A 23,314-nucleotide genomic window follows, 5' to 3' on the forward strand; every position below is an offset into this window, starting at 1 on the left:
TCCCAGGTCCCGGCGGGGCGCATCGCGCCTGCGGCGACGCTAGCCGTGGACGCCTGATATTTCAAGTTTGAAATTTCAGGGCTTGAACCAATCACGGTTGGGAGTCGCGAGCGCAGGTCCACCGGCTTGCACCCGGCCCTCCCGCGCGGCCGGCCGACATGCCCGTGGCTCAGGCCACCGGCAGCCTGATCTCCGCCCGGAGCCCGCCGCCCGTCCGGTTCGACAGGCGCAGCTGGCCGCCATGGCTCTCGGCGACGGCGCGGGCGATGGCGAGGCCCAGCCCCGCGCCGCCGGTCTGCTGGCTGCGCGAGGCGTCGCCGCGGCGGAACGGCTCGGTCATCTCGTCGAGCCGCTCAGCGGGGATCCCGGGGCCGCGATCCTCGACGGAGATCACCGCCTCGGCGCCCTCCCGGGCGAGACCGACGGTCGCGCCCCCGCCATAGCGCAGCGCGTTGTCCACGAGGTTGCCCACTGCGCGCGACAGCGCGACGGGACGCGCCCGCACCGTGACCGGCGCACAGGGGCCGAGCGTCGCCCCCCGCTCCCGCGCCAGCCTTTCCACCCAGGGGGCGAGCTCCAGCGGGCCGGTCGCCTCGCCCTCCCCCTCGCCGCGGGCGTAGGACAAGAGGCCCGCGGCCATGACCTCCATCTCCTTCAGCGTCTCGCCCATCGCGGCGGCCTCGGCGCCGATATCCCCACCGCGATCCTCCAGCATCTCGGCGCGGATCCGCAGGCTGGTGATCGGCGTGCGCAGATCGTGGCCCAGCGCGGCCAGAAGGCGCATGCGCTCGGCCTCGAAGCGGGCGATGCGGCCCTGCATCTCGTTGAAGGCGGCGGCCGCCTCGCGCAGCTCGCGCGCACCCGTCTCGGGCACGCGGGCAGCCCGGTCGCCGCGTCCTGCGGCGCGCGCCGCGCCTGCCAAAGCGGCCAGCGGGCGGGTCAGCTGGCGGGTGAAGATCAGCCCGACCGTCAGGCTGGCAACGAGGCTGAGACCCAGCAGCAGAAGCACCGGCCAGGCCGCGCCCCGGCGCCGGGGCGGACCCTGCCTAAGCGTCGCGTTGAGCCAGCCGGGCGGGTTCTCCAGCCCGACCGAGACGGCGAGCCGGCCGCGCTCCGGCCCGAAGGCCAGTCGCATGACACGGCCCTCCAGCGCCTCTTCCAGACGGGCACGCAGACGCCGGGCCTCGCGCCCGTCCTCGCCCGCCGCCACCGCCGGGGACGTGGCATAGGACGCGCGGACGTCGCGGCGCGACAGGCCCTCGGCGAGCCGCTCCCGCTCGGCGGGGCCGGCCCCGTCCATCAGCGGGGCGACGGCCAGCAGCCGGACCAGCGCCGTCTCGGCGCGGGCGCGCCCCTCGATGCGGGTTCGCTCAAGCCACAGAAGGCCGAGCGCGACGACGTTCGCCGCGACCAGCGCCGCCGTCAGCAGGAGCGCAAATCGTGTGGCGAGCCGGTCGGGCAGCAGGCGCCTCACGCGTCCCCCTCCGCGACGTCGGCGGCGAGCGCGTAGCCGCCGCCCCATTCGGTCACCAGAAGGCGCGGCTGCGCAGGGTCGTCCTCCAGCTTGCGACGCAGGCGGGCGACGGCATTGTCGACAGCGCGGTCGTAGGGTTTGGCCCCGCGCCCCTGCGTGACGTCCAGCAGCCGCGCGCGCGACAGGACCTCGCGCGGGTGGTCGAGGAAGACCGCCATCAGCCGCGCCTCGCGCGAGGTCAGGACGGCCCGCCGGCCGTCGTCGTGGATCGCCTCGCGCGTCGCCGGGTCGAAGGTCCAGCCCGCGACCCTCCGCCGCCCCGCGGGCAGGGCGGGCGCGGCGGGGGGCGCGCGGCGCAGGACGGTGCGGATGCGGGCCAGCAGCTCGCGCGGCGAAAAGGGCTTCACCACGTAGTCGTCGGCGCCGAGCTCCAGACCGAGGATGCGGTCCGCCTCCTCGGCCATGGCGGTCAGCAGGATGACCGGCGGGCCGCCCCGGCCGGCCAGCCAGCGGGTCAGCGAGAGCCCGTCCTCGCCCGGCATCATGATGTCCACCAGCGCGAGGTGGATCGCGCCGGTCTCGACCGCGGCGCGGGCCTGCGCCGCGTCGGCCGCCGCCGTTACCCGCATCCCGTGGCCGCGCAGGTAGCGCGCCAGCGGGTCGCGGATGTCGCGGGCGTCGTCGACCAGCAGCAGGTGGGGGCCGGTCTCGGGTGGGGCCTTGTCGGCAGCGCTCGGGGTCATGGCGGGTCCTCGTCTCGCCCCTCCTTACGCGCTGGAACGCGGGGCGCGAAGCCGCCGGGGGCACGGGTTTGTCGCAGGATGTGTCAGCCCGCACCTGCGGGGACGGATGGCGACAAGGGCGCGCTCGCCCGAACTGTCGCGTCGTGGCACCCCGGTTCCAGGGTCCGACCGGTCCGGCAGGGACGCCGACCGGAGACCATGACAGCACCGGAGACAGCCATGAACACGCTTACCAGATCCCTCGTCCTGACCGCCCTGCTCGCCGGAGGCGGCGCGATGCTGGCCCATGCCCAGGGCGCGCCCGACCCGGTCCCGGGCGCCGAGGCCGCCCAGTCCGCGCGCCCGATGCCGGCGCATTTCCGCGGCGAACGCGGCGAGCATGGCGGCCATCACCGCCGGGGCGGCGGCTTCGGGCAGTTCGGGCCGATGGACGGCATGCAACTCTTCGAGGAGATCGACGCCGATGGCGACGGCGCCGTGACGCAGGCCGAGATCGACGCCTTCCTCGACACGCAGCTGGAGGGCGCCGACGGCGATGGCGACGGGGCGCTGACGCTGGAGGAATTCGCGCCGATCTTCTTCGAGCGGATGCGCCCGCGCATGGTCGACGCGTTCCAGCGGCTGGACGAGGACGGCTCGGGCACGATCACCGGCGAGGAGATCGACGACCGCTTCGGCCGCATGGTCGAGCGGATGGACCGGGACGGCGACGACGCGCTGTCGCCGCAGGACGGCCGCCGCGGCGGGAACTGATCCGCGCTGCGGCAGACGGCTCCCGCGTGACGCGATCGTGTGTCGCGCGGGATTGCTGCGCGCGGCGGGCGCTCTAGGATGCCGTCGATGACCTCAGACAGCACTCCGGCCCCGCGGCGGCCCGCGCCCGTCCTTGCCGGGCTCGCCGCCGCCGCCATGCTCGCCGGCGGCGCGGCGCTGTGGCTTTCGCGTCCGGCCGAAGCGCCGGCCCTGCCCGCGCCGGGCCTCGCCGCGCCCGTCGACGCGGACGGCCTGCGCGGCGAGGGCTACGGCGTCACCGTCGCCATCCTGACCGCCGTCTACGACGCCTTCGCCGAGACCGAGGAGGGGGCGATCTACGACGGCCTCGCCTCGGTCGCGGCGGGCGATGCGCTGGAGCAGCTCTATCTCGAACGGGCGGGCGCGCTCGCCACCGGGGGGCTGCCGGACCAGCAGGTCCACGAGCTGGAACTGACCGGCGGCACCTGGCGCATGGCCGACGGCGCGATGGCCGCCGATATCCGCTGGGCCGTCCTGGGCGAGGTCGGCCATGCGGAGCACACCCACATGCGCGGCAATGCCTATGCCGCAGAGCTGACCGTCGCGCCCGCCGGCGGCGCCTGGCGGCTGACCGGCTTCCGGCTGACCGAGGTCGACCGGAGCGAGGCCGGGACGCTGACCACCCTTGCCGAGGACGGGGCGGATCCCGGGGCGCCGCCCGAATGATCTCCATCCGCGAGTTGCGCTTCGCCTACGGGTCCGGCTTCGCGCTGGACCTGCCCGCGCTCGACGTCGCCGCGCGGGAGAGGGTGGCCGTGGTCGGCCCGTCGGGCGCAGGCAAGACGACGCTCCTGAACCTCGTCTCGGGTATTGCCGTGCCGGACCGGGGCCGGGTGACGCTGGACGGGACCGAGATCGGCGCCCTGCCCGACCGTGCCCGCCGCCGCCTGCGCGCCGCCTCGATCGGGTTCGTCTTCCAGGAATTCGCGCTGGTCGACTATCTCAACGCCGAGGAGAACGTGCTCTACCCGTACCGCGTCGGGGCGGGGCTGCGGCTGGACCGGGCGGCGCGGGACAGGGCCCGCGCGCTGCTCGCCGATTTCGGGCTGGGCGGGAAGACGCGACGCCGCCCCGCCGAACTGAGCCAGGGCGAGCGGCAGCGCGTCGCCATCGCCCGTGCGCTCGTCACACGGCCCAAGGTCATCCTCGCCGACGAGGCGACCGGCAATCTCGACCCCGCCAACAAGGCGGCGGCGCTGGACCTGCTCTTTGCGCAGGCCACGGACACGGGGGCGGCGCTGCTCTGCGTGACCCACGATCACGAGCTTCTGCCGCGCTTCGACCGGGTCATCGACTTCGCCGAGCTGAGGCAGGCGGCATGAACGCGCTCTATCTCGCCGCGGCGAACCTGCGCTTCCACTGGGCGCGCACGCTGGTGCTGGTGGTGGCGGCCGCGCTGGTGCTGGCGGTGCCGGTCCTGACGCGGGCGCTGCTGGCGCAGGGCGAGGCGGCGCTCGCCGCGCGGGCCGAGGCGACGCCGCTTCTGCTCGGCACGCGGGGCAGCCGACTCGACCTCGTGATGGCCGGGGCCTATTTCACCGACGACCTGCCAGAGCCCGCGACCTTGGCCGCCTCCGAGGCGGTCTGGGATTCGGGGCTCGGCATCCCGGTGCCGCTCTACACCGCCTTCACCACGGGCGAGGCCCGGATCGTGGGCACGACGCTCGACTATTTCGACCTGCGCGGGCTGGAGGCGGCCGAGGGCCGGCCCTTCGCGCTGCTGGGCGAGGCGGTGCTGGGCGCCTCTGCCGCCGCGCGCCTGCGGCTCGGCCCGGGCGACACGGTGCTGTCGAACCCGGAGAACCTGTTCGATCTCGACGGCGCCTACCCGCTGGAGATGACCGTCGTGGGCGTGCTGGCCCCGACCGGCACGCCCGACGACGAGGCCGTCTTCACCGACATCAAGACCGCCTGGGTCATCGCGGGCATCGGCCACGGCCATGACGACATCCTGGCCGAGGGCGAGGACGCCGCCGCCGCCGCGGCCCGCGTCGTGCAATACGCCCGGATCACCGAAGCCAACATCGACAGCTTCCACTTCCACGGCGATCCCGCGACCTATCCCGTCACCGCGGTCATGGTCGTGCCCCATGACGAGCGCTCGGCCACGATCCTGCGCGGGCGCTACCTCGACGCCGAAGGCCCGGTGCAGGCCGTCGTCCCCGCCGACGTGATCGATGCGCTGGTGGCGCGCCTGCTGCGGATCGCGGCGCTTGTCGACGCGGTGACGCTGGTCGTGGGCGCGGCCGCGGCGCTGGCGCTGGGGCTCGCGCTGTTCCTCACCTGGCGGCTGCGCGCGCCCGAGATGCGCACCGCCTTCGCGCTGGGCGCCGGGCGCGGCACGATCGCGCGGCTGGCGCTGGCCGAGATCGGGCTGGTGCTGCTGGCCGCGGCGCTGCTTGCGGCGCCGCTCGTCATTGCCTTGCAATCCCACGCGCCTACCATCGCCGCACGCCTCATCGCCCTCGGTTCCTGAAGGAGAGTCCATGTCCCGTCTCGTTTTCGCCGCGCTTCTCGCCGCCTCGCCCGCGGCCGCGCATTACGGGATGATCATCCCCTCCGACCCGATGCTCTCGCAGGAGGAAGGGCGCTCGGTGGACCTGACCGTCTCCTTCTCGCACCCGTTCGAGGAGGACGGCATGGTGCTGGAGCGGCCCGAGGCCTTCACCGTCACCCATGACGGCGAGACGTCCGACCTGCTGGGCGACCTGACCGAGGCGACCGTCATGGGCGAGCCGGGCTATACGATGACCCACGATCTGGAGCGCCCCGGCACCCATGTCTTCGCCATGACCCCCGTCCCCTATTGGGAGCCGGCCGAGGACGCCTTCATCCAGCATTTCACCAAGACCTACGTCTCCGCCTATGGCGACGACGAGGGCTGGGACGCGGAGCTGGGCCTTCGCACCGAGATCGTGCCGCTGACCAAGCCCTTCGGCCTCTGGGCCGGCAACGTCTTCCAGGGGGTCGTGCATCTGGAGGGCGAGCCGGTGCCTTTCGCCGAGGTCGAGGTGGAGTTCTACAACGAGGGCCAGCAGGCCGCCGCCCCGTCCGAGCTGATGATCACCCAGACGATCAAGGCCGACGGGAACGGCGTCTTCACCTATGCCGCCCCCGCGCCCGGCTGGTGGGGCTTCGCCGCGCTCAACACCGCGCCCGAGACGATGGACAAGGTCGGCGCGGCAAAGGCGGTGGAACTGGGTGCCGTGATCTGGGTTCGCTTCGAGGAATGGGCGGCGCAATGATCCGGATCGCGCTCGCCGCCCTGCTGTCCCTCGCGCTCGCCGCACCCGCGCTCGCGCATCGCGTCAACGTCTTCGCGTCGGTCGAGGACGGCGGGACGGTCCTGGTCGAGGCCAGGTTCTCGACCGGCCGCGTCCCCGTGGCGGGCGAGGTCCGGGTCGAGGACGCCTCCGGCACGCTGCTCGCCACCTACGAGCTGGACGAGGATGGCACGGCGCGCTTCCCGCTCGACCGGGAGGCCGCGGCCGGGGGCCTGTCGATCACCGTCAGGACGGACGACGACCACGAGGGCTACTGGCTGCTGACCCCCGCCGACCTCGGCGGCGGCTCCTGATGCGCACCGCGCTCGCCGCGCTGGCGCTGCTGGCCGCGCCCGCGATGGCGCAGGACCGGCCCGTGATCGTCGCCGACAGCTATCCGATGGCCTATTTCGCCGGGAGGCTCGCCGGCAGCGCGGCGGAGGTGCGGCTGGCCGTGCCCGAGGGGCGCGACCCCACCTCCTGGCGGCCGGGACTGGCCGAGATCGTCGAGATCCAGGGCGCCGACCTGATCGTGCTGAACGGCTCGGGTCTGTCGGACTGGACCACCCGCGCCGCCCTGCCCCGCGCGCGCACCGTGGAGACCGGGCGCGGTCTGACCGAGGAATTGATCGCGACCGAGACCATCACCCACAGCCACGGCGCCGAGGGCAGCCACAGCCACGAGGGCGTCGCGCCCGAGACCTGGCTGGACCTCGACCTCGCCGCGCGGCAGGCCGAGGCGCTGGCCGCCGCACTGGAGCGCGCCCTGCCCGACGCCGATGTCGAGACCGCGCTGGCCGGCCTGCAGGCGGACCTGGCGGAGATCGACGCCGCCGCGGAGGCGCTGGTCGAGGGCGACCCGGTCCCCGCGATCGCGAGCCACCCGCGCTACGCCTATTTCGGCCGCGCCTACGGCTTCGACGTCACGCCGCTGAACTGGGAGGCGGGCGCGGCGCCCACGCCCGACCAGCTCGCCGAGCTGGAGGCGCGGGCCGCCGAGACCGGCGCACGCCTGCTGATCTGGGAGGCCGTGCCGCCCGAGGAAGCCCGCGCCGCCGTGGCCCGGCTGGGGCTCGCCCAGGCCGTGCTGCCGTCGTTGATCGTGCCGCCGGCGGAGGGGGACTTCGTCTCGGCCCTTGCGGGCGGCATCGACGCGCTGGCCGAAGCGGTCGCGGCGACCGCGAACTGAGGCCGCGCGTGTCGCTGCTGCACAGCCTGCGATGGCCGCTCGCCCTGCTGGCCGTGGTCTGGGCGGTGCAGGCGGTGAACCTCGTGACCGGCTATGCGCTCAACTTCCGGTTCGGGCTGCTGCCCCGGTCCGTCTCGGGGCTCGACGGCATCCTGTTCATGCCCCTGCTCCACGGCTCGCTGGCCCACGCCGCCGCCAACTCGGCGCCCCTCCTCGTGCTGGGCGGTGTTCTCGCCGCCACCGCGCGGCGGGTCGCGCTGCGGGCGACGGCGGTGATCGTGGGGCTGGGGGGCCTCGGCGTCTGGCTGCTGGGCAATGCGGCGATCCACATTGGCGCCTCGGGGCTGATCTTCGGATGGCTGGGCTTCCTGCTGGCGCGCGGCGTGGTCGAACGCAGGCCACTCCCCCTCGTCGTCGCGGTCGGGGTCGCGCTGGCCTATGGCGGGATGCTCTGGGGCGTGCTGCCCGGCCGGGCCGGGATCAGTTGGGAGGCACATCTGTTCGGCGCCCTGGCAGGCGTCGCCGCCGCCGGGTTGACCCGCGGCAGCGACTGAACCTTCAGGCCACGGCCGTCGACGACGCGACCACGGCCAGAAGCGCGATGCCGGCCGCCTCCAACAGGGGGGATGCCCGCACGAGGTCGATCAGGCAGCCGGTCCCGGCCAGCACCGGCCCCGCGGCCAGCACCGGCGGCACGGCGCCTGACCGACAGGCCAGCGCACCCAGAAGCCACAGCTGCAGAGTGAAGAAGACCTGCAAGGCCCGCGCGACGCGGGCACGCGGGTCCATGCGACGACTGAGCTGCTGGACCGGCTCGACCGGCCCGACGCGCCCGCGGACTCCGCCGGGCCCGATCGCGCCGAGATCGACGGCTCCGGCGCTCTGCGCGGGATCATGGAAAGCCAGGGCTTCCGGTCGCGGCGATGCGATTTCCCTGGCGGACCGAGACCTTCACGCTGCCCTGGGAACTGGTGCGCCGGGGCCATGCCATCGGCATCGTCCTCGACCCCATCGGCAACGCCAACCCGCGGGTCGAGCGGATCCTGCCCGACCTCGCGCCTATCCCCTTCCACGTCTGGCTGGCCGCCCATCGCGATGTCCAGCGCGCCCGCCGCCTGCGCGCAGTCCGGGACGCGCTGGCGGAAGGGCTTCGGGAAGGTCGGCCTACCGTGACGTCGGCGAGCAACTGCGCTCCGTGTGCGGCGCCTCTCGCCATGCCTTCCCCCGGCGCGCTCCGCGTCCCGCACCGTGCCGCTTGTGTCCGGCGGGCTTGTGGTGTTTGTCACGCACCTGCCGGGACTGCCGATGCCGCCACGTACGTGGCCCCATCGGTGCCGCGCCTGTCCATCCCCAAGCGCCCATGGCGCGGAAAGTCCCGCATGATCGACATAAACAGCCTCCTGATCCTCGTCCCCCTGCTGCTGGCCGTGGGCGCCGTCGCCGGCGTCCTCGCCGGACTGCTGGGCGTGGGCGGCGGCATCGTCATCGTGCCGATCCTCTACTGGATGGTCGAGATCGGGATGCTGCCCGTCCCCGACGAGCACGGCATCCATTTCGCCGTCGCGACCTCGCTCGCGACGATCATCCCGACCTCCATCTCTTCGGCGCGGGCGCATCACCGCAAGGGCTCCATCGACATGGACCTGTTCCGGGCCTGGGCACCCCTCATCGCCGTCGGCGCGCTGCTCGGGGGCCTGCTTGCGATCTGGGTCGATTCGGAGGGCCTGACCGCCGTCTTCGGCTTCGTGGCGCTGGCGGTCGTGCTCAACATGCTGAACCCGAAGCCCTTCACCCTGGCGGAGCATCCGCCCCGCAGCCTGGCGGGCCGCGCCGCCGTGGCCGCGCCCATCGGCGCACTGTCGGCGATGATGGGGATCGGTGGCGGCACGCTTTCGGTGCCGACGCTGACGCTCATGTCCTTCCCGGTCCACCGGGCCGTCGGCACGGCGGCGCTGTTCGGGCTGGTGATCGCGGTGCCGGGCGTGATCGGCTATGCGGTGGCTGGGGCGGTGCCGGGGCTGCTGCCGGGCTCGCTGGGCTATATAAATTTGCCGGCCGCCGTGGTGATCTCGATCGCGACCTTCCTCTGCGCGCCGCTCGGCGTGACCATCGCGCACAGGCTGAACCCGCGCGGCCTGCGCCTCGCCTTCGCGATCTTCCTCGGGATCAGCGCACTGAAGATGCTGTGGGAGACCTTCTCGTGACCGCCGACCCGAACACCGCCCCGACCGACACCACCAGAGCCGCCGTCTTCGGACTGGGCGCCATGGGCTACGGCATCGCCGCCTCGCTCCTGCGCCGCGGGATCGCGACCCATGGCTTCGACATCCGCCCCGAGCAGGAGGCGCGGTTCCGCGCCGAGGGCGGCCAGCCCGGCCCCCGCGCCGAGGCAGCGCCGACGCTCGACGCCGCGGTGATCGTGGTCCTGAACGCGGCGCAGACCGAAGAGGTGCTGTTCGGCGCCGAGGGCATCGCCGACCGGATGCGCGCGGGCTCCGTCATCCTCTCCTGCGCGACCGTCGCGCCGGACTTCGCGGTCCGCATGGCGGGGGCCTGCGGCGAGCGGGGCCTGCACTATCTCGACGCGCCGATCTCGGGCGGGGCGGCCAAGGCAGCGCAGGGCAGGCTATCGGCCATGGCCTCGGGAACGCCCGCCGCCTTCGACGCTGCCCGGCCCGTGCTCGACGCGATGGCCGAGACCGTCTTCCGTCTGGGCGACGCGGCCGGACCGGGCTCGGCGATGAAGGCGGCGAACCAGCTTCTGGCCGGGGTCCATATCGCCGCCATGGCCGAGGCGCTGACCTTCGCGATGACCCAAGGGATCGAGCCCAGGGCCTTCCTCGAGACGATCTCGAAATGCGCCGGCACCTCCTGGATGCTGGAGAACCGCGCGCCCCACATCGTCGAGGGCGACTACACGCCGCTGAGCCAGGTGAACATCTGGCCGAAGGACCTCGGCATCGTGCTCGACATCGCGAAGGGGGCGAAGTTCAGCGCGCCGATCACGGCGGCGGCGTTGCAGCAATACATGGTCGCCGTCGGCATGGGGCTGGGCGGCGAGGATGATGCGGCCATCGCCAAGGTCTATGCGCGGAACGCGGGGCTGACCCTGCCGGGGGACCGCTCCGACGGGTGACGGCGCTGACGGGTGACGGTGCGGGCCGCTTGCGGCGCATCTGCCCGCGCCCTACCCTCGCCCGACGATGTCCGACCGCGCCTCCACCACTGCCCGGATGACCCAGGCCGGGCTGAACCTGATCGGCCAGGCGCTCTCGATCTATGACGGCGACCTGCGGCTGGCGGTCAGCAACCGCATGTACCAGCGCATGTTCGACCTGCCCGATCGGCTGACCCGCCCGGGGGTCACCTTCGAGGAGACGATCCGCCATCTCGTCGGCCGCGGCGAGTACGGCCCCGCCACCGACCCCGAGGCCATGGTCGCCGAGCGCGTGGCCCAGGCCCGCGCCTTCGAGCCGCACTACCTGGAGCGTCGGCGCCCGAACGGCATGGTGGTCGCGGTCGAGGGCTCGCCTCTGCCGCAAGGGGGCTGGGTCACGGTCTATACCGACATCACCGCGATCAAGACGCAGGAGCGGCTGCTGCGCGCCCGCTCCGAGGTGCTGTCGGACCAGCTGCTCGCCCGCGCCGAAGAGCTGGCGCTGGCCAACCGCCAGCTTGCCGCCGCCAACGCCGCCCTGCAGGAGGCGCGGGTCGAGGCGACCGAGATGGCCGCGCGCATCCGCCTGACCACCGAGATGCTGCCCGCCCATATCGCCCGGCTCGACCGCGATCGCCGCTACACCTTCTCGAACCGCCGCCTCGCCGCCGTCTTCCCGGGCGCGCAGGCCGAGATCGTCGGTCTGACCATGGAGGAGGCGCTGGGCCCCGGCCCCTACGCCACCATCGCGCCGCATCTCGACGCGGCGCTGGCGGGCGAGGCCGCGATCTTCGAGATGACGCACGAGCCGACGGGCCGCCGCATCCGCGTGAGCTTCACCCCCGAGACGACGGGCGGCGAGGTGACGGGACTCTACGCCCTGTCGATGGACGTCACCGAAGAGGCGCAGGCCCGCGCCGCGCTGGCGCAGGCGGCGGGGCGGCAGGTCGCGGCGCAGCTCACTTCGGGCATGGCCCACGATTTCGCCAACCTGCTGACGGTGATCCTCGGCATGGGCGACCGGCTGCGCGGCATGGACCTGCCGCCGCGCGCCCGGGAGGCAGTCGAGGCCATCGCGCTGGCCGCTACCCGCGGCGGGACGCTGATCGACCAGATCAGCGGGTTGTCCGGGCCGCGCGACCTGGCCCCGCGCGCCGTCGACCTGCGCGCCTTCCTCGCGCAGGCCGCGACGCTGGCCGGCGCCTCCCTGCCGGAGCGGATCGAGATCCGCACCCGCGTCCACGGGCTGGAGGAGCCGGTGCTTCTGGACCCGGACGCGTTGCGCGACGCCATCCTGAACCTCGTGCTGAACGCGCGCGACGCGATCGGGGACGCGGCGGGCACGATCACTCTGACGGCGCGCCCTCACCGCAACACCTGGCTCGCCATCGAGGTGCGCGACACCGGGCCGGGCTTTTCGGAGGCCGCGCTGAAACGGGGGGCCGAACCCTTCTTCACCGAGAAGGGAGAGGACGGCACCGGCCTCGGCCTGTCGATGGTCTATGACGTGGTCAAGCTCGCCGGGGGACGGACGGTCCTGTCGAACGCCCGCGAGGGCGGCGCGCAGGTCTCGCTGCGCCTGCCTCTGCGCAGCCCGCCGCCGGGGCTGCCGCCGACCATGGTCCTGCTGGTCGAGGACGCGATCCATATCCGCGAGGCGGTGCGCGACCGCCTGCTGGCCGCCGGGCACACCGTGCTGGAAGCCGCCGGCGTGGCAGAGGCCGAGGGGATGCTCGACATCGCGGGGCTGGGCCTCGTGCTGACCGACATCATGCTGCGGACCGAGAGCACGGGTCTGGACCTCGCCCGCGCCGCCGCCGCGCGGGGCCTGCCGGTCGCGCTGATGACCTCGCTCCCGGCCGACGCGCCGCTCTACCGCGAGGCCGCCGCCAGCTGGCCGCTGCTGCGCAAGCCCTTCTCGGTCGAGAAACTGTCGGCGGTGCTGGCATGACCCGTTGGCCACTCCACGGAAAGCCGCGCGACCGGGCGGCCTTCCCCGTGCTGCGTCTTCTCCTTCGATGCTCCGCAAATATGCCGGGGAGCGCGAGGGGCTGGCCCCTCGCTCCGCCCGCGTCATGAGCGCCTCCGTCGCAATCCTCGACGATGACCCCGCCATCCGCGCGACCCTGACCGAGGCGCTGGAGGAGGCGGGCCTGCGCGTGACGGCCCATTCCCGCGCCGACGCCTTCGAGGCCGCGGTTCGGCAGTCTATGCCCGACGTCTGCCTCGTCGATCTCGGCCTGCCCGACCGCGACGGGCTCGCCGTCGTGTCGCGGCTGGCGCTGGAGGGCGGCGCGGCGATCATCATCATCTCGGGGCGCGGGCAGGTGCAGGACCGGATCACGGGACTGGAACTCGGCGCCGACGACTATGTCGTGAAGCCCTTCGCGCCGGCCGAGATAGTCGCCCGCGTCCGTGCGCGGCTGCGCAAGGCCGCGCCGGTGGCGCGGCGGCGGGCGCAATTCGCGGACTGGACCGCCGATTTCGACCGCTTCACCCTGACCGGCCCGCGCGGCGAGGCGACCTTTTCGCAGGCCGAAGGGGAAGTGCTCCGGCTCTTCCTCGACCGCCCCCGCCGCCTGATCACCCGCGACGAGATGCAGGAGGTGCTGGGTGGCGGCGCGCGCGAGGCCTTCGACCGGGCGATGGACGTCCGCATCTCGCGGCTGCGCGCCAAGCTGGGCGAGGATCCGAAGAACCCCGCCCTGATCAAGACGATCTACGGCGCGGGCTACATCTTCCTCGGCGACGTCGCCTGGTCCTGAGCGGCAGGCCCCCCGCCTCCGCCTCAGTAGTCGAACCCGACCCCCGTCCGCAGCGCCTCGACCAGCGCCGCCTCGGCCCAGCCGCCCGCGCCACCGCGCGCACGGATCTCGACCAGCTGCGCCTCGGCCTCCTCCAGCCGCCCGGCGGAGGCGAGCCCCTGCCCCATGTAGGACCGCGCCAGCAGGTTGTCGGGGTCGGCAACGAGCGCCGCTTGGTAAGCGACCATCGCCGCCTCCATGTCCCCCGCCTTGCGGGCGAGGAAGCCGCGATAGGTCAGCACGCGCGTGCCCGCCTGGTCCGACATCGCGTCGAGCGCGGCGGCCGCGGCCCCGGAGCGGCCGAGCCAGGCCAACTCCCGCGCCGCCTCGTAGAGCGCGTCGTCGTCCAGCAGGGCGGTATCGACGGCGACGCAGGCATGGGCGTCGGGGGCCCAGACCGTCCCGTCCGGACAACTCGCCGTAGGCGTGGGCTTCGGCGGTTCGGGGTCTTCGCCGCCGACCGCCAGGGCCGGGACGGGCGCGGCGAGGGCCGCAAGGATCAGGAGCTGTGCAGGCCGGAACATCGACAAACCCTTTCCCGGAGAGACATCCGCACAGAGGTAGCATCCGGGCCGCGGCCGAACAGCCCCGTGCCTCCTCCGCCGGATTGCACTATCTGAAGCGGACCAGACCGACCGAGGAGAGAGAGATGTTCGCCAGAAGCCTGCTCTGCGCCGTGCTGCTCGCCGCCGCCCCTGTCCATGCCCAGGGGATGGACGCCACCTACGACCTCTCGTTGCGGGGGGTCACCGGCGGCACCATCGCGCTGCGCGGCCGCGACCAGGGCGGCAGCTATTCCGTCTCCTCGGCGGCGCAGGCCACCGGGCTGGTCGGCTCGCTGGTGAAATACGGCTACGAGGGCAGCGCACGGGGCCGCATCCGGAACGGGCGCTACGTCAGCAGCGAATACACCGAGGTCGAGATCGACGACGGTGAGCGGACCGCCTCAGTCACGCGCTTCGACGGCACCACCCCGGCCTCGGTCACCTTCGACCCGCCCCGCGCGCCCGAGCCGCATGACATCGACCCGACCGCCCAGCGCGGGGTCATCGACCCGCTGACCGCGCTCTACGCGGTGCTGCAGCCGGTCGACCCGGCGCGGGCCTGCAACGTGGCCTACGACACGTTCGACGGACGGCACGTCGCGCGCCTGACCATCGGGCCGCCCTCGGCGGCGGCGGATGGAACGCTGACCTGCCAGGGGGAGTATCTGCGGCTGCGCGGCTATTCCGCCAAGGACCTCGAACGGCGCCCGAACGCCCTCATGACCTTCACCCTGACCCCGGTCGACGGGGGCCGCGTGCAGGTCTCGGAGATCAGGTCGCGGACGCGGCTCGGCGACGCGGTGCTGCGCCGGCGATGACGCTGCCGATCGAGGCGGCCCTGCCGGAGCTTCGCGCGGCGCTGGCCGCGCAGGGGGTCGCGGTGCTGCAGGCGCCGCCCGGGGCGGGCAAGACGACGCGGGTGCCGCTGGCACTGCTGGACCGGATCCCGGGCCGCATCGTCATGCTGGAGCCGCGCCGCCTCGCCACCCGCGCCGCCGCCGCCCGAATGGCCGAGACGCTGGGCGAACCGGTCGGCCGCACGGTCGGCTACCGGATGCGCGGCGCCTCGGAGGTCTCCGACGCGACCCGCATCGAGGTCGTCACCGAAGGTATCCTGACCCGCATGATCCAGGCCGACCCGGAGCTTCCGGGCGTGGGCTGCGTCATCTTCGACGAGTTCCACGAACGCTCTCTCAACGCCGACCTGGGCCTCGCCCTGACCTGGGAGGCGCGGCAGGCGTTGCGCCCGGACCTGCAGGTCGTGGTCATGTCGGCCACGCTCGACGCCGGACCGGTGGCGGAGATGCTGGGCGCGCCCGTCGTCACCTCCGAAGGGCGCAGCTTCCCGGTGGAGCGGATCTGGCGCGACCGGCCCCCGCCCGAGGGCCTGCGCTTCGAGGCGCAGGTGGCGGCGCTGGTGCGCGAGGCGCTCGCCCACGGCGACGTGCTGGCCTTCCTGCCCGGCGAGGGCGAGATCCGCCGCTGCGCCGCCCTGCTGGAAGGCTGCGGCGCGGAGCTGCGTCCTCTCTACGGTGCCCTGCCCTTCGCCGCGCAGCGTGCCGCCATCGAGCCGGGCGGCGGCCCGCGCGTGGTGCTTTCGACCTCCATCGCCGAGACCTCGCTGACGATCGAGGGCATCCGCGCCGTGGTCGACGGGGGCCTCGCCCGGCGGGCGCGGTTCGACCCCCCCTCGGGCATGGCGCGGCTCGTGACCGAGCGGGTGACACGCGCCGAGGCCGCGCAACGCGCAGGCCGCGCGGGGCGGGTGGCGCCGGGCGTCGCCTATGCCAACTGGATGCGCGGAGAGGAGGGCGCGCTGCATGCCTTCCCCGCGCCCGAGATCGAGACGGCGGACCTGGCGGGGCTCGCGCTGGAGCTCGCCGCCTGGGGCTCGGACGAGCTGCCCTTCCTGACGCCGCCGCCCGAAGGTGCGCTGGCCGAGGCGCGGAGCTTGCTGGAGGGGCTGGGCGCCCTGGACGGCGGGTCGATCACCGATCACGGGCGCGCGCTGGCGCGGCTGCCGCTGCATCCGCGGCTCGGGCACATGGTCCGGCGGGGCGGCAGGGGGGCGGCGACGCTGGCCGGGGTGCTTGCTGCGCGGCCGGTGCCGGGATCGGTCGACCTGGGCGAGACGCTGCGCGCGCCCTCGCCCGAGGCCCGCGCCGAGGCGAAGCGCCTGCGCCGCTACGAGGCGGGGCCGGAGCTTACGGACGCGCAGCGCCTGGCGCTCGCCTATCCCGACCGGATCGGACTGCGCCGCGCGGGCGAGGCACCGCGCTGGCTGCTCTCGGGCGGCAAGGGCGCGCGGATGGAGAAAGCCGATGCGCTGGCCGCCGCCCGGCTGATCGTCGCCTGCGACCTCGACGGCGACCGGACCGAGGCGCGGGTGCGCCGGGCGCTCGCCATTTCCGAAGCCGAGCTGCGCGAGGTCCATGGCGACCGGATCGACTGGGTGGAGATCTGCGAGTGGTCGGTCCGGCATCGCCGGGTCGAGACCCGCCGCCGCGAGATGCTGGGCGCCCTGGCGCTGGACGACCGCGCCTGGCCGGACGCGCCCCGCGACGCCGTCGCCCGCGCGGCGCTGGACGGGGTGCGCGCGCTTGGGATCGGCTGCCTCGACTGGACGACGCGGGCGCGCCTGCTGCGAGCGCGGATCGCGGCGGCGGGGCTGCGCGACGTGTCGGACGCGGGGCTGCTCGCGGCGGCGGAGGAGTGGCTGCTGCCTTATCTCGACGGGGTGCGGGACGCGGGTGGGCTCGCCCGGCTCGACCCGCACGAGGCACTGACGGCATGGCTCGGCTGGGAGGACGGGCAGGCGCTGGACCGGCGCGCCCCGGCGGCCTGGACCACACCCCTGGGACGGCGCGTGCCCATCGACTATGCGCCCGACGTGCCGACCCTGTCGCTGCGCCTGCAGGAGGTGCTGGGCGTGACGCGCCATCCGACGGTCGGCGACACTCCGCTGCGGCTGGAGCTTCTGTCGCCAGCGCGGCGGCCGATCGCGATCACCCAAGACCTGCCCGGCTTCTGGGCGGGGGCCTATGCGGACGCAAGGCGCGACATGCGCGCGCAATATCCGCGCCACCCCTGGCCCGAGGACCCGGCGAGCGCCGCCCCGACGGAGCGCGCCAAGCCCCGCTCCTGATCCGGGGACGCATGACGACGCGATGCGCTTATCGGCGCCGCGCCTGCCGGGACTGCGGCAGACCTGTCCCGGATAGCCACGAAAACGCCCCGATCCAGATGCGGCGCGACTCGAGTCGAATTGGTCCGGCACGCCATCCCGACTGACCGAGGGTTGCGCGCAATTGACATCCGCCTGCCTCAATCAGGGGTTTTGGCGACACAATCGTTTGGCCAAGGAGCCATTCCGGCCGACCACCCCGGGATTGCGCGCAATTCTCTCATCTAAAACCGTCGCTTTGTGCCCGGATTCCGCCCGAAGCCGCTCCCGCTTTGGCCGGACCTGATTGGTGATCTTGAGGCAGCCGATCAGAGGATGCCTGCAATGACCACTGTTTCCCGGAATGCGACGACGATCCCCGTGACAAAGGAATTGTTCGGGGGAAATGCCATTTGGAACGCCAATACCGATAGCGACGACGGAACGGTCTACGAGCATTTCGCCTATGCCGCCGACATGCTGGGCGTCACCAGCTTCCGCATTCCGGGCGGCCAGACCGAGAATTTCTTCGCCGGCGGGCTGATCGTCGCCGGCGACATTCCGTCGGAGCTGCGTAAGACGCTGGAGATGATCGAGGATCGCTTCGACGGCGTGACCGCCTCGATCGTGCTGCCGACCGATCGAAGCTTCACCACCAAGGCCGACGTCGCCCTGCTGGCCGAGATCGTCGCCCGCGACTTCCCCGGCCTCGTCACCGCCTACGAGATCGGCAACGAATACTGGGGCGAGGATTTCGGCATCGGCTCCCTGAACCGCGAGGAATTCTACGGCCGCCGCGCCAGCTCCATCGCCGAGGCGCTGGAGGAGGGGCTGGGCCGGGCGAATGCCGACGCCGAGATCCTGATCCAGACCGCCAACCCGAACGGCCACGGCTCGGCCTACAACTGGAAGGCCAAGGACGGTCCGGGCGCCGGCATGGGCGCCGAACAGCGCTGGGCCGAGGCGAACGGCACCATCGCCGACCAGCTTTCGCCCGAGGCGCGCGACGCCATCGACGGGATCATCCACCACTTCTACTGGACCCGCATGGAGGACGATCCCGCCGACAGCGGGGAGCACCGGATGCACTGGCACAGCCAGGTCTGGGAACAGGCCTTGGGCAAGCCGCTCGAGCTTCACATCACCGAGTGGAACGTCGCCGCCGCCAATTACGAGTTGCACGGCCTGAAGGCCGGGGGGGCGCTGCTCGACATGTTCGTCGACATGCTGGAGGCGGGCGTCGACGCCGCGCAGGTCTGGCCGCTGCAGCACAACACGCGCAACGACCTGGCCGGCGGCAACCGCCGCGACGTCCAGATGGATCAGTCCACGGGGCTGGTCGTCAGTTCGGTCGCGGGCACGGTCTTCGACCTGCTGGCCACGAACACCGTCGGCCTGCGCTATGTCGACAAGTCGGTCGCGGGCTTCTCGTCCGAACCCATCTCCGCCAACAGCTTCGTCGCCCAGTTCTTCGAGGACACGGACACCAGGGTCAGCTACGTCACCGCCAACTTCCCGTTCCAGAAACGCTTCGAGATCGCCGAGGAGATGGTCTTCGACGGGGCGGGCGCGACCGTGACCATCGTCGGCATCGACCGCGCCTCCACCGACGGGCAGCGCAGCAACGACGGCGGCGCTGCCGACGCAATCCAGATCGACGGCCGGACCTATTACGTCAACGAGGACGATGCGGCCTCGTCGATCCGCACGGTCACCTTCACCGCCGCCGAGATCGAGGCCGGCGCCACGGTCCTGCTGCGCCCCTACGAGGTCGCGCAGGTCCTGTCGGAGGAAGCCATCCGGACCGGCCCGGTCAAGTTGCCCGCTACCGCGGCCGAGGCGCCGGTCCCGGCTCCCGCGCCGAAGGCCGGACCCGGATCTGAACCTGTGCCCGCGCCAGCGCCGGAGCCCGTGCCGGCGCCCGCGCCCGCACCGGCCCCCGACCTCCGGGTCAATGGCGGCCAGTCCGACGACATCCTTCGTGGCGGGGCCGGGGCGGACCGGATCAATGGCGGCCGCGGCAACGACCGGATCGACGCGGGTCGCGGCGACGACGTGCTGATCGGCGGCAAGCAGGGCGACGTCCTGAAGGGCGGAGCCGGGGCGGATCAATTCGTGTTCCGCAGCAACGATTTCACGAATGCAGTCGACAGGATCGAGGATTTCGAGATTGGTCGCGATCTCATCGTCTTCGAAGACATGACCCGATCCGATTTGCGCAACATCCGCTCCGACTACGACGCGGACCGGGAAGTTCTGGAAATCCGGCTTCAGGATCGCGACGGAGACATGCAGACATTCCAGTTCGACGGCCATTCGAGTTTCCGCGCCATCGCCGACCTGGACAATATCCTGTTCCTCGGCTGAACGGACGGAATTGCCCCCGGAAATCGCGGAGGCCGGCCTCAGACCGTCACGTCATGCCCATAGAGCCAGTCATAGCGCCGGAGCATCGCGCGTGGTGCCACGGCCCCCACGGCACGCAGCGCGCCGTGGCCCAGCGCGCGCCGCATTCCGGTCAGATGATAGTTCCGCGCATTGGCCTGTGCCGTGGCCAGCGCACGGGTGACGCGGCCGCGCCGGGCCGCCTCCCACGCGGCCGGATCCCCGGCGGCGGCCAGCGTCCACGCATCCTCCAGCGCGAGGTTCGCGCCCTGCGCGAGGAAGGGCAGCGTCGGATGCGCCGCGTCCCCGATCAGGGTGCAGGCGCCCCGCCGCCAGGCCGGAACCGCCCCGTGATCCATCAACCCCCAGAGATGCACCCGCTCGACGCGCGACAGCACCTCCCGCACCGGCCCGGCATAGTTCGCGAAGGCGTCGCGGAGCGCCTGGGGATCGTCCTCCTGCGACCAGCCCTCGGCGACCCATTCGGCCCGCTCCTCGACGGCGACGACGTTCAGCAGTCGCCCGTCGCGCAGCGGGTAGAGCACCAGATGCCGTCCCGGCCCGACATGGACCTGCGCCTCGGCCGGCCAGCCCGCCACCGGCACCAGCGCCCGCCATGCGACCTGCCCGGTCCAGCGCGCCGCGTGATCGGGGGCCACGAAGTGCCGCGACGCGCCCCGCGCCCCGTCCGCACCGATAAGCCGCCGCACGGCGCGTGTCTGCCCATTCGAAAAATCGAGACGCCGCCCGCCGTCGGAGACCCCGGCCACGGGTCTTCCCAGATGCAACGGAATGTCCCCGAGCCGCGCCGCAAGGGCCTCGATCAAGTCGGCGCGATGAACCAGATGGAAGCCGGGACCCAGCGGCATCCGGATCAACGACCGCCCCGTCGGCCCGTCGATCAGGTGGACTGCCCGGCTCTCCGGCCCCGGCGGATCTATCCCCAGCGCCCGCAGCACCCGCGTCCCGTTGGGCGCGATCTGCAGCCCGGCGCCGACCTCGGTCAACCGCTCCGCCTGTTCGACGATCTCGACCGACACCCCCCGGTCGCGCAACGCCAGGGCGGCGGCCAGTCCCGCGATTCCGGCGCCGAGAACGGTGACCTCGGTCACCCCTCTTCCGCCACCGTCACGCCGCGCGCCCCTCAGTCGTCGCGATGCACCTTCTCGCGGCGCTCGTGACGCTCCTGCGCCTCCAGCGACATCGTCGCGATCGGGCGGGCGTCGAGGCGCTTCAGCGAGATCGGGTCGCCCGTGACCTCGCAATAGCCGTACTCGCCGTCCTCGATGCGGCGCAGCGCGCTGTCGATCTTGGAGATCAGCTTGCGCTGGCGGTCACGCGTCCGCAGCTCCAGCGCACGGTCCGTCTCCTCGGAGGCGCGGTCGGCCATGTCGGGAATGTTCCGGGCGGCGTCCTGCAGTCCCTCGATGGTGAGCGCGGTCTCGTCGAGAAGGTCGTGCTTCCACGCCAGCAGCTTCCGGCGGAAATACTCCGTCTGCCGCGCGTTCATGAAAGGCTCGTCCTCGGCGGGGGTATAGTCGTTGGGCAGAAAGGTCTCGGCCTTCATGTCGCACTCCCTCTAAGGCCGGGCGCTGCGGCGATCCTTTTTCGGATCAAGCCGTTCCCGACTCTCTTTGCGCCGCTTACATCAGGGCCTGTCGCTTGTCACGCCCTTGACTCCCTCCGGTTGCGCCGCCGGGACCGCCTGCTAGGTATCGTGCCGAATTGACCACGCCACGGAGACAATGATGCGGTTCGAGGGCACCAGCGACTATGTCGCGACCGAAGACCTGACCGTCGCGGTCAACGCCGCCATCACGCTGCAGCGCCCGCTTCTGGTGAAGGGGGAGCCGGGGACGGGTAAGACCGAGCTGGCCCGCCAGGTCGCCGCCGCGCTGGGTGCGCCGATGCTGGAATGGTCGGTGAAGTCGACGACGCGGGCGCAGCAGGGGCTCTACGAATACGACGCCGTCTCGCGGCTGCGCGACAGCCAGCTGGGCGATGCGCGGGTCCACGACATCTCCAACTACATCCGCAAGGGCAAGCTCTGGCAGGCCTTCGAGGCGGACACCCGCGTCGTCCTGCTGATCGACGAGATCGACAAGGCCGATATCGAGTTCCCCAACGACCTGTTGCAGGAGCTCGACCGGATGGAGTTCCACGTCTACGAGACCGGCGAGACGATCAGCGCGCGCCACCGCCCCATCGTCATCATCACCTCCAACAACGAGAAGGAGCTGCCCGACGCCTTCCTGCGTCGCTGCTTCTTCCACTACATCCGCTTCCCGGACATGGAGACGCTGAAGCGCATCGTCGAGGTGCACCACCCGGGCATCCAGGGCCAGCTTCTGACCACCGCGCTGACGCAGTTCTACCAGGTGCGCGAACAGCAGGGGCTGAAGAAGAAGCCCTCAACCTCCGAGGTGCTCGACTGGCTCAAGCTGCTGCTGGCCGAGGACCTGACGGCGGAGGACCTGAAGAACGGCCCCGCCCTGCCCCGGCTCCACGGCGCGCTGCTGAAGAACGAAGCGGACGTCCACCTGTTCGAGCGGCTCGCCTTCATGGCGCGGGGCCAGCGCTGATCCGGCCCGCGACCGCGTCGGAGGCCGGGGCCGTCACCGCCTGCGCCCGCGCGGCCTTCGCGCAATACGTGCCGGCGATCGGGCGGGAGCCCGCGCCGATGACCGCCGACTACGCCGCGCGGATCGCACGCGGCACGGTCTGGGTCGACATGGCCGGGGAATTGCGCGGCTTCGTGGTCTTCCATCCGGACGGGTCCGACATGCTGCTGGAGACCGTCGCTACCCATCCCGACCACGTGGGCCGGGGCATCGGCCTCGCCCTGATCGCCTTCTGCGAGGCCGAGGCGCGACGGCGCGGATCGCGTGCCGTCCGGCTCTACACGAACGCCGCGATGGCGCGAAACCTGACGCTCTACCCCCGGCTCGGCTATGCGCTGGACGGCCGTCGCGAAGAGGATGGCTTCGCGCGCGTCTTTTTCCGCAAGGACCTCGCGCAAACCCCCTGACCCGCCCGCAACTCTCCATTAAGGTTAACGCGCCCCCTTCGATGCTCCTCAAATATGCCGGGGTCCGGGGCAGAGCCCCGGTCCGACGCCGCCGCTCGCACGCCGAGGTCCCGCGCACGCACCACAGGTCGTCCGATGTATTTCAAGCACCATGCCGAGTTCACCATAGCCGGCGCCAGGGTCCGCCTGCCGCAGGGCATCAAGGGCCGGATCGGCAGCCACTGGGCCCGGGGCGAGTTCTACGAGCCCGCCCTGCTCGCCCATGTCGGAGAGCAGAACCGCCCCGGCACCTATGTCGATGCGGGCATGAACAACGGCAATCACGCGCTCTACTTCGCGCTCTGCTGCCCGTCGCGGCAGGTCATCGGGTTCGAGCCCTATGGCGAGTATGTCCGCCACGCGCATGAACTCTTCCGCATCAACAAGGTGACGGAGCATGTGCGGATCATGAACTGTGCCCTCGGCGCCGCACCCGGGACCGTCGATCTCGGCATCAAGGACAAGTGGACCGAGTCGCCGGTGATGCGTCTCGACGACCTCGGGCTGACTGATGTGGCCGTGCTCAAGATCGATGTCGAGGGCATGGAGCGGCCCGTGCTGGAAGGGGCGGAGGGGACGATCCGCACGCAGAAGCCCCTCCTCTACGTCGAGGTCTTCGACGAGACGCTCGACGAGACGACGGCCTATCTGGACGGGCTGGGCTACGACCGGGGGCGGCGCTTCGGCTCCCCGACCTACGTGTTCACGCCGCGCTGACCGTTTCGCCCGGCG

General features: G+C 72.4%; 24 protein-coding genes. 18 read left to right on the forward strand and 6 right to left on the reverse strand.

Going from position 1 to position 23,314, the window contains the following annotated elements; all coding sequences use genetic code 11:
- Positions 1-169: 169 nt before the first annotated feature.
- Both DR046_RS00100 and DR046_RS00105 read right to left on the reverse strand, forming a co-directional pair.
- On the reverse strand, positions 170-1,474 hold the full coding sequence (locus DR046_RS00100) for a sensor histidine kinase (RefSeq protein ID WP_167766806.1): 1,305 nt from the start codon (positions 1,472-1,474) through the stop codon (positions 170-172).
- On the reverse strand, positions 1,471-2,217 hold the full coding sequence (locus DR046_RS00105) for a response regulator (protein ID WP_115378726.1): 747 nt from the start codon (positions 2,215-2,217) through the stop codon (positions 1,471-1,473). Before DR046_RS00105 ends, DR046_RS00100 begins: the two co-directional genes overlap by 4 nt.
- Before the next feature lie 219 nt (positions 2,218-2,436).
- On the opposite strand from DR046_RS00105, the gene DR046_RS00110 reads away from it, so the two are divergent.
- The 8 genes from DR046_RS00110 to DR046_RS00145 all read left to right on the forward strand — a co-directional run bounded on the left by DR046_RS00110 (position 2,437) and on the right by DR046_RS00145 (position 8,015).
- Positions 2,437-2,970 carry an EF-hand domain-containing protein gene (locus DR046_RS00110; RefSeq protein WP_167766807.1) on the forward strand — a complete coding sequence of 178 codons (534 nt, stop codon included), beginning with the start codon at positions 2,437-2,439 and terminating at the stop codon, positions 2,968-2,970.
- Positions 2,971-3,057: 87 nt separating this feature from the next.
- Positions 3,058-3,675, forward strand: coding sequence for a hypothetical protein (locus tag DR046_RS00115; protein WP_115378730.1), 618 nt, complete (start codon positions 3,058-3,060; stop codon positions 3,673-3,675).
- Entirely contained in the window at positions 3,672-4,331 is a 660-nt protein-coding gene (locus tag DR046_RS00120; RefSeq protein ID WP_115378732.1) for an ABC transporter ATP-binding protein, read from the forward strand. Before DR046_RS00115 ends, DR046_RS00120 begins: the two co-directional genes overlap by 4 nt.
- On the forward strand, positions 4,328-5,485 hold the full coding sequence (locus DR046_RS00125) for an ABC transporter permease (protein WP_115378734.1): 1,158 nt from the start codon (positions 4,328-4,330) through the stop codon (positions 5,483-5,485). Before DR046_RS00120 ends, DR046_RS00125 begins: the two co-directional genes overlap by 4 nt.
- Positions 5,486-5,495: 10 nt before the next feature.
- Complete coding sequence (locus tag DR046_RS00130) at positions 5,496-6,254, forward strand: DUF4198 domain-containing protein (protein ID WP_115378736.1); 759 nt, start codon at positions 5,496-5,498, stop codon at positions 6,252-6,254.
- Positions 6,251-6,586: a hypothetical protein gene (locus DR046_RS00135; RefSeq protein ID WP_135227230.1), complete on the forward strand. Its 336-nt coding sequence runs from the start codon at positions 6,251-6,253 to the stop codon at positions 6,584-6,586. Before DR046_RS00130 ends, DR046_RS00135 begins: the two co-directional genes overlap by 4 nt.
- Positions 6,586-7,461 carry a metal ABC transporter substrate-binding protein gene (locus DR046_RS00140; RefSeq protein ID WP_115378741.1) on the forward strand — a complete coding sequence of 292 codons (876 nt, stop codon included), beginning with the start codon at positions 6,586-6,588 and terminating at the stop codon, positions 7,459-7,461. Before DR046_RS00135 ends, DR046_RS00140 begins: the two co-directional genes overlap by 1 nt.
- Before the next feature lie 8 nt (positions 7,462-7,469).
- Positions 7,470-8,015 (forward strand): rhomboid family intramembrane serine protease, encoded by a 546-nt coding sequence (locus DR046_RS00145; protein ID WP_245190737.1) that lies wholly within the window; start codon positions 7,470-7,472, stop codon positions 8,013-8,015.
- Positions 8,016-8,019: 4 nt separating this feature from the next.
- Here the strand turns inward: DR046_RS00145 and DR046_RS00150 are convergent, their stop codons facing one another.
- Positions 8,020-8,250: a hypothetical protein gene (locus tag DR046_RS00150; RefSeq protein WP_115378743.1), complete on the reverse strand. Its 231-nt coding sequence runs from the start codon at positions 8,248-8,250 to the stop codon at positions 8,020-8,022.
- Positions 8,251-8,840: 590 nt separating this feature from the next.
- On the opposite strand from DR046_RS00150, the gene DR046_RS00155 reads away from it, so the two are divergent.
- The 4 genes from DR046_RS00155 to DR046_RS00170 all read left to right on the forward strand — a co-directional run bounded on the left by DR046_RS00155 (position 8,841) and on the right by DR046_RS00170 (position 13,383).
- On the forward strand, positions 8,841-9,665 hold the full coding sequence (locus tag DR046_RS00155; RefSeq protein WP_115378745.1) for a sulfite exporter TauE/SafE family protein: 825 nt from the start codon (positions 8,841-8,843) through the stop codon (positions 9,663-9,665).
- The gene (ltnD, locus tag DR046_RS00160; protein ID WP_280652801.1) at positions 9,662-10,597 is read left to right on the forward strand and encodes an L-threonate dehydrogenase; all 936 of its coding nucleotides are present in this window, start codon (positions 9,662-9,664) and stop codon (positions 10,595-10,597) included. The genes DR046_RS00155 and ltnD overlap by 4 nt, the downstream gene beginning before the upstream one ends.
- A gap of 67 nt (positions 10,598-10,664) precedes the next feature.
- Entirely contained in the window at positions 10,665-12,569 is a 1,905-nt protein-coding gene (locus tag DR046_RS00165; protein WP_115378747.1) for a hybrid sensor histidine kinase/response regulator, read from the forward strand.
- A 124-nt stretch (positions 12,570-12,693) separates the two neighbouring features.
- A complete protein-coding gene (locus DR046_RS00170; protein ID WP_115378750.1) occupies positions 12,694-13,383 on the forward strand; it encodes a response regulator transcription factor in 690 nt (229 codons plus the stop codon).
- A 23-nt stretch (positions 13,384-13,406) separates the two neighbouring features.
- Here the strand turns inward: DR046_RS00170 and DR046_RS00175 are convergent, their stop codons facing one another.
- Positions 13,407-13,946 (reverse strand): hypothetical protein, encoded by a 540-nt coding sequence (locus DR046_RS00175; RefSeq protein WP_115378752.1) that lies wholly within the window; start codon positions 13,944-13,946, stop codon positions 13,407-13,409.
- A gap of 125 nt (positions 13,947-14,071) precedes the next feature.
- On the opposite strand from DR046_RS00175, the gene DR046_RS00180 reads away from it, so the two are divergent.
- From DR046_RS00180 to DR046_RS00190, 3 genes are all read left to right on the forward strand, one after another.
- Entirely contained in the window at positions 14,072-14,785 is a 714-nt protein-coding gene (locus DR046_RS00180) for a DUF3108 domain-containing protein (RefSeq protein WP_115378754.1), read from the forward strand.
- Positions 14,782-17,112, forward strand: coding sequence for an ATP-dependent helicase HrpB (gene hrpB / locus DR046_RS00185; protein ID WP_115378756.1), 2,331 nt, complete (start codon positions 14,782-14,784; stop codon positions 17,110-17,112). The genes DR046_RS00180 and hrpB overlap by 4 nt, the downstream gene beginning before the upstream one ends.
- A 363-nt stretch (positions 17,113-17,475) precedes the next feature.
- Positions 17,476-19,497 (forward strand): calcium-binding protein, encoded by a 2,022-nt coding sequence (locus DR046_RS00190; RefSeq protein ID WP_115378758.1) that lies wholly within the window; start codon positions 17,476-17,478, stop codon positions 19,495-19,497.
- A 38-nt stretch (positions 19,498-19,535) separates the two neighbouring features.
- Here the strand turns inward: DR046_RS00190 and DR046_RS00195 are convergent, their stop codons facing one another.
- On the reverse strand, positions 19,536-20,627 hold the full coding sequence (locus DR046_RS00195) for an FAD-dependent monooxygenase (RefSeq protein ID WP_115378760.1): 1,092 nt from the start codon (positions 20,625-20,627) through the stop codon (positions 19,536-19,538).
- Positions 20,628-20,659: 32 nt separating this feature from the next.
- Positions 20,660-21,082: an RNA polymerase-binding protein DksA gene (gene dksA, locus DR046_RS00200; RefSeq protein ID WP_115378762.1), complete on the reverse strand. Its 423-nt coding sequence runs from the start codon at positions 21,080-21,082 to the stop codon at positions 20,660-20,662.
- A 181-nt stretch (positions 21,083-21,263) separates the two neighbouring features.
- Between dksA and DR046_RS00205 the strand changes: the two genes are divergently transcribed.
- The 3 genes from DR046_RS00205 (at position 21,264) to DR046_RS00215 (ending at position 23,299) form a co-directional block, all read left to right on the forward strand.
- The gene (locus tag DR046_RS00205; RefSeq protein ID WP_115378764.1) at positions 21,264-22,097 is read left to right on the forward strand and encodes an AAA family ATPase; all 834 of its coding nucleotides are present in this window, start codon (positions 21,264-21,266) and stop codon (positions 22,095-22,097) included.
- Between the two features lie 98 nt (positions 22,098-22,195).
- Complete coding sequence (locus DR046_RS00210; protein WP_245190738.1) at positions 22,196-22,543, forward strand: GNAT family N-acetyltransferase; 348 nt, start codon at positions 22,196-22,198, stop codon at positions 22,541-22,543.
- Between the two features lie 135 nt (positions 22,544-22,678).
- Entirely contained in the window at positions 22,679-23,299 is a 621-nt protein-coding gene (locus DR046_RS00215; protein ID WP_167766809.1) for an FkbM family methyltransferase, read from the forward strand.
- The last annotated feature ends 15 nt before the right edge of the window (positions 23,300-23,314 follow it).

Source organism: Jannaschia formosa (assembly GCF_003340555.1).
In the GTDB taxonomy this organism is placed as follows: domain Bacteria; phylum Pseudomonadota; class Alphaproteobacteria; order Rhodobacterales; family Rhodobacteraceae; genus Jannaschia; species Jannaschia formosa.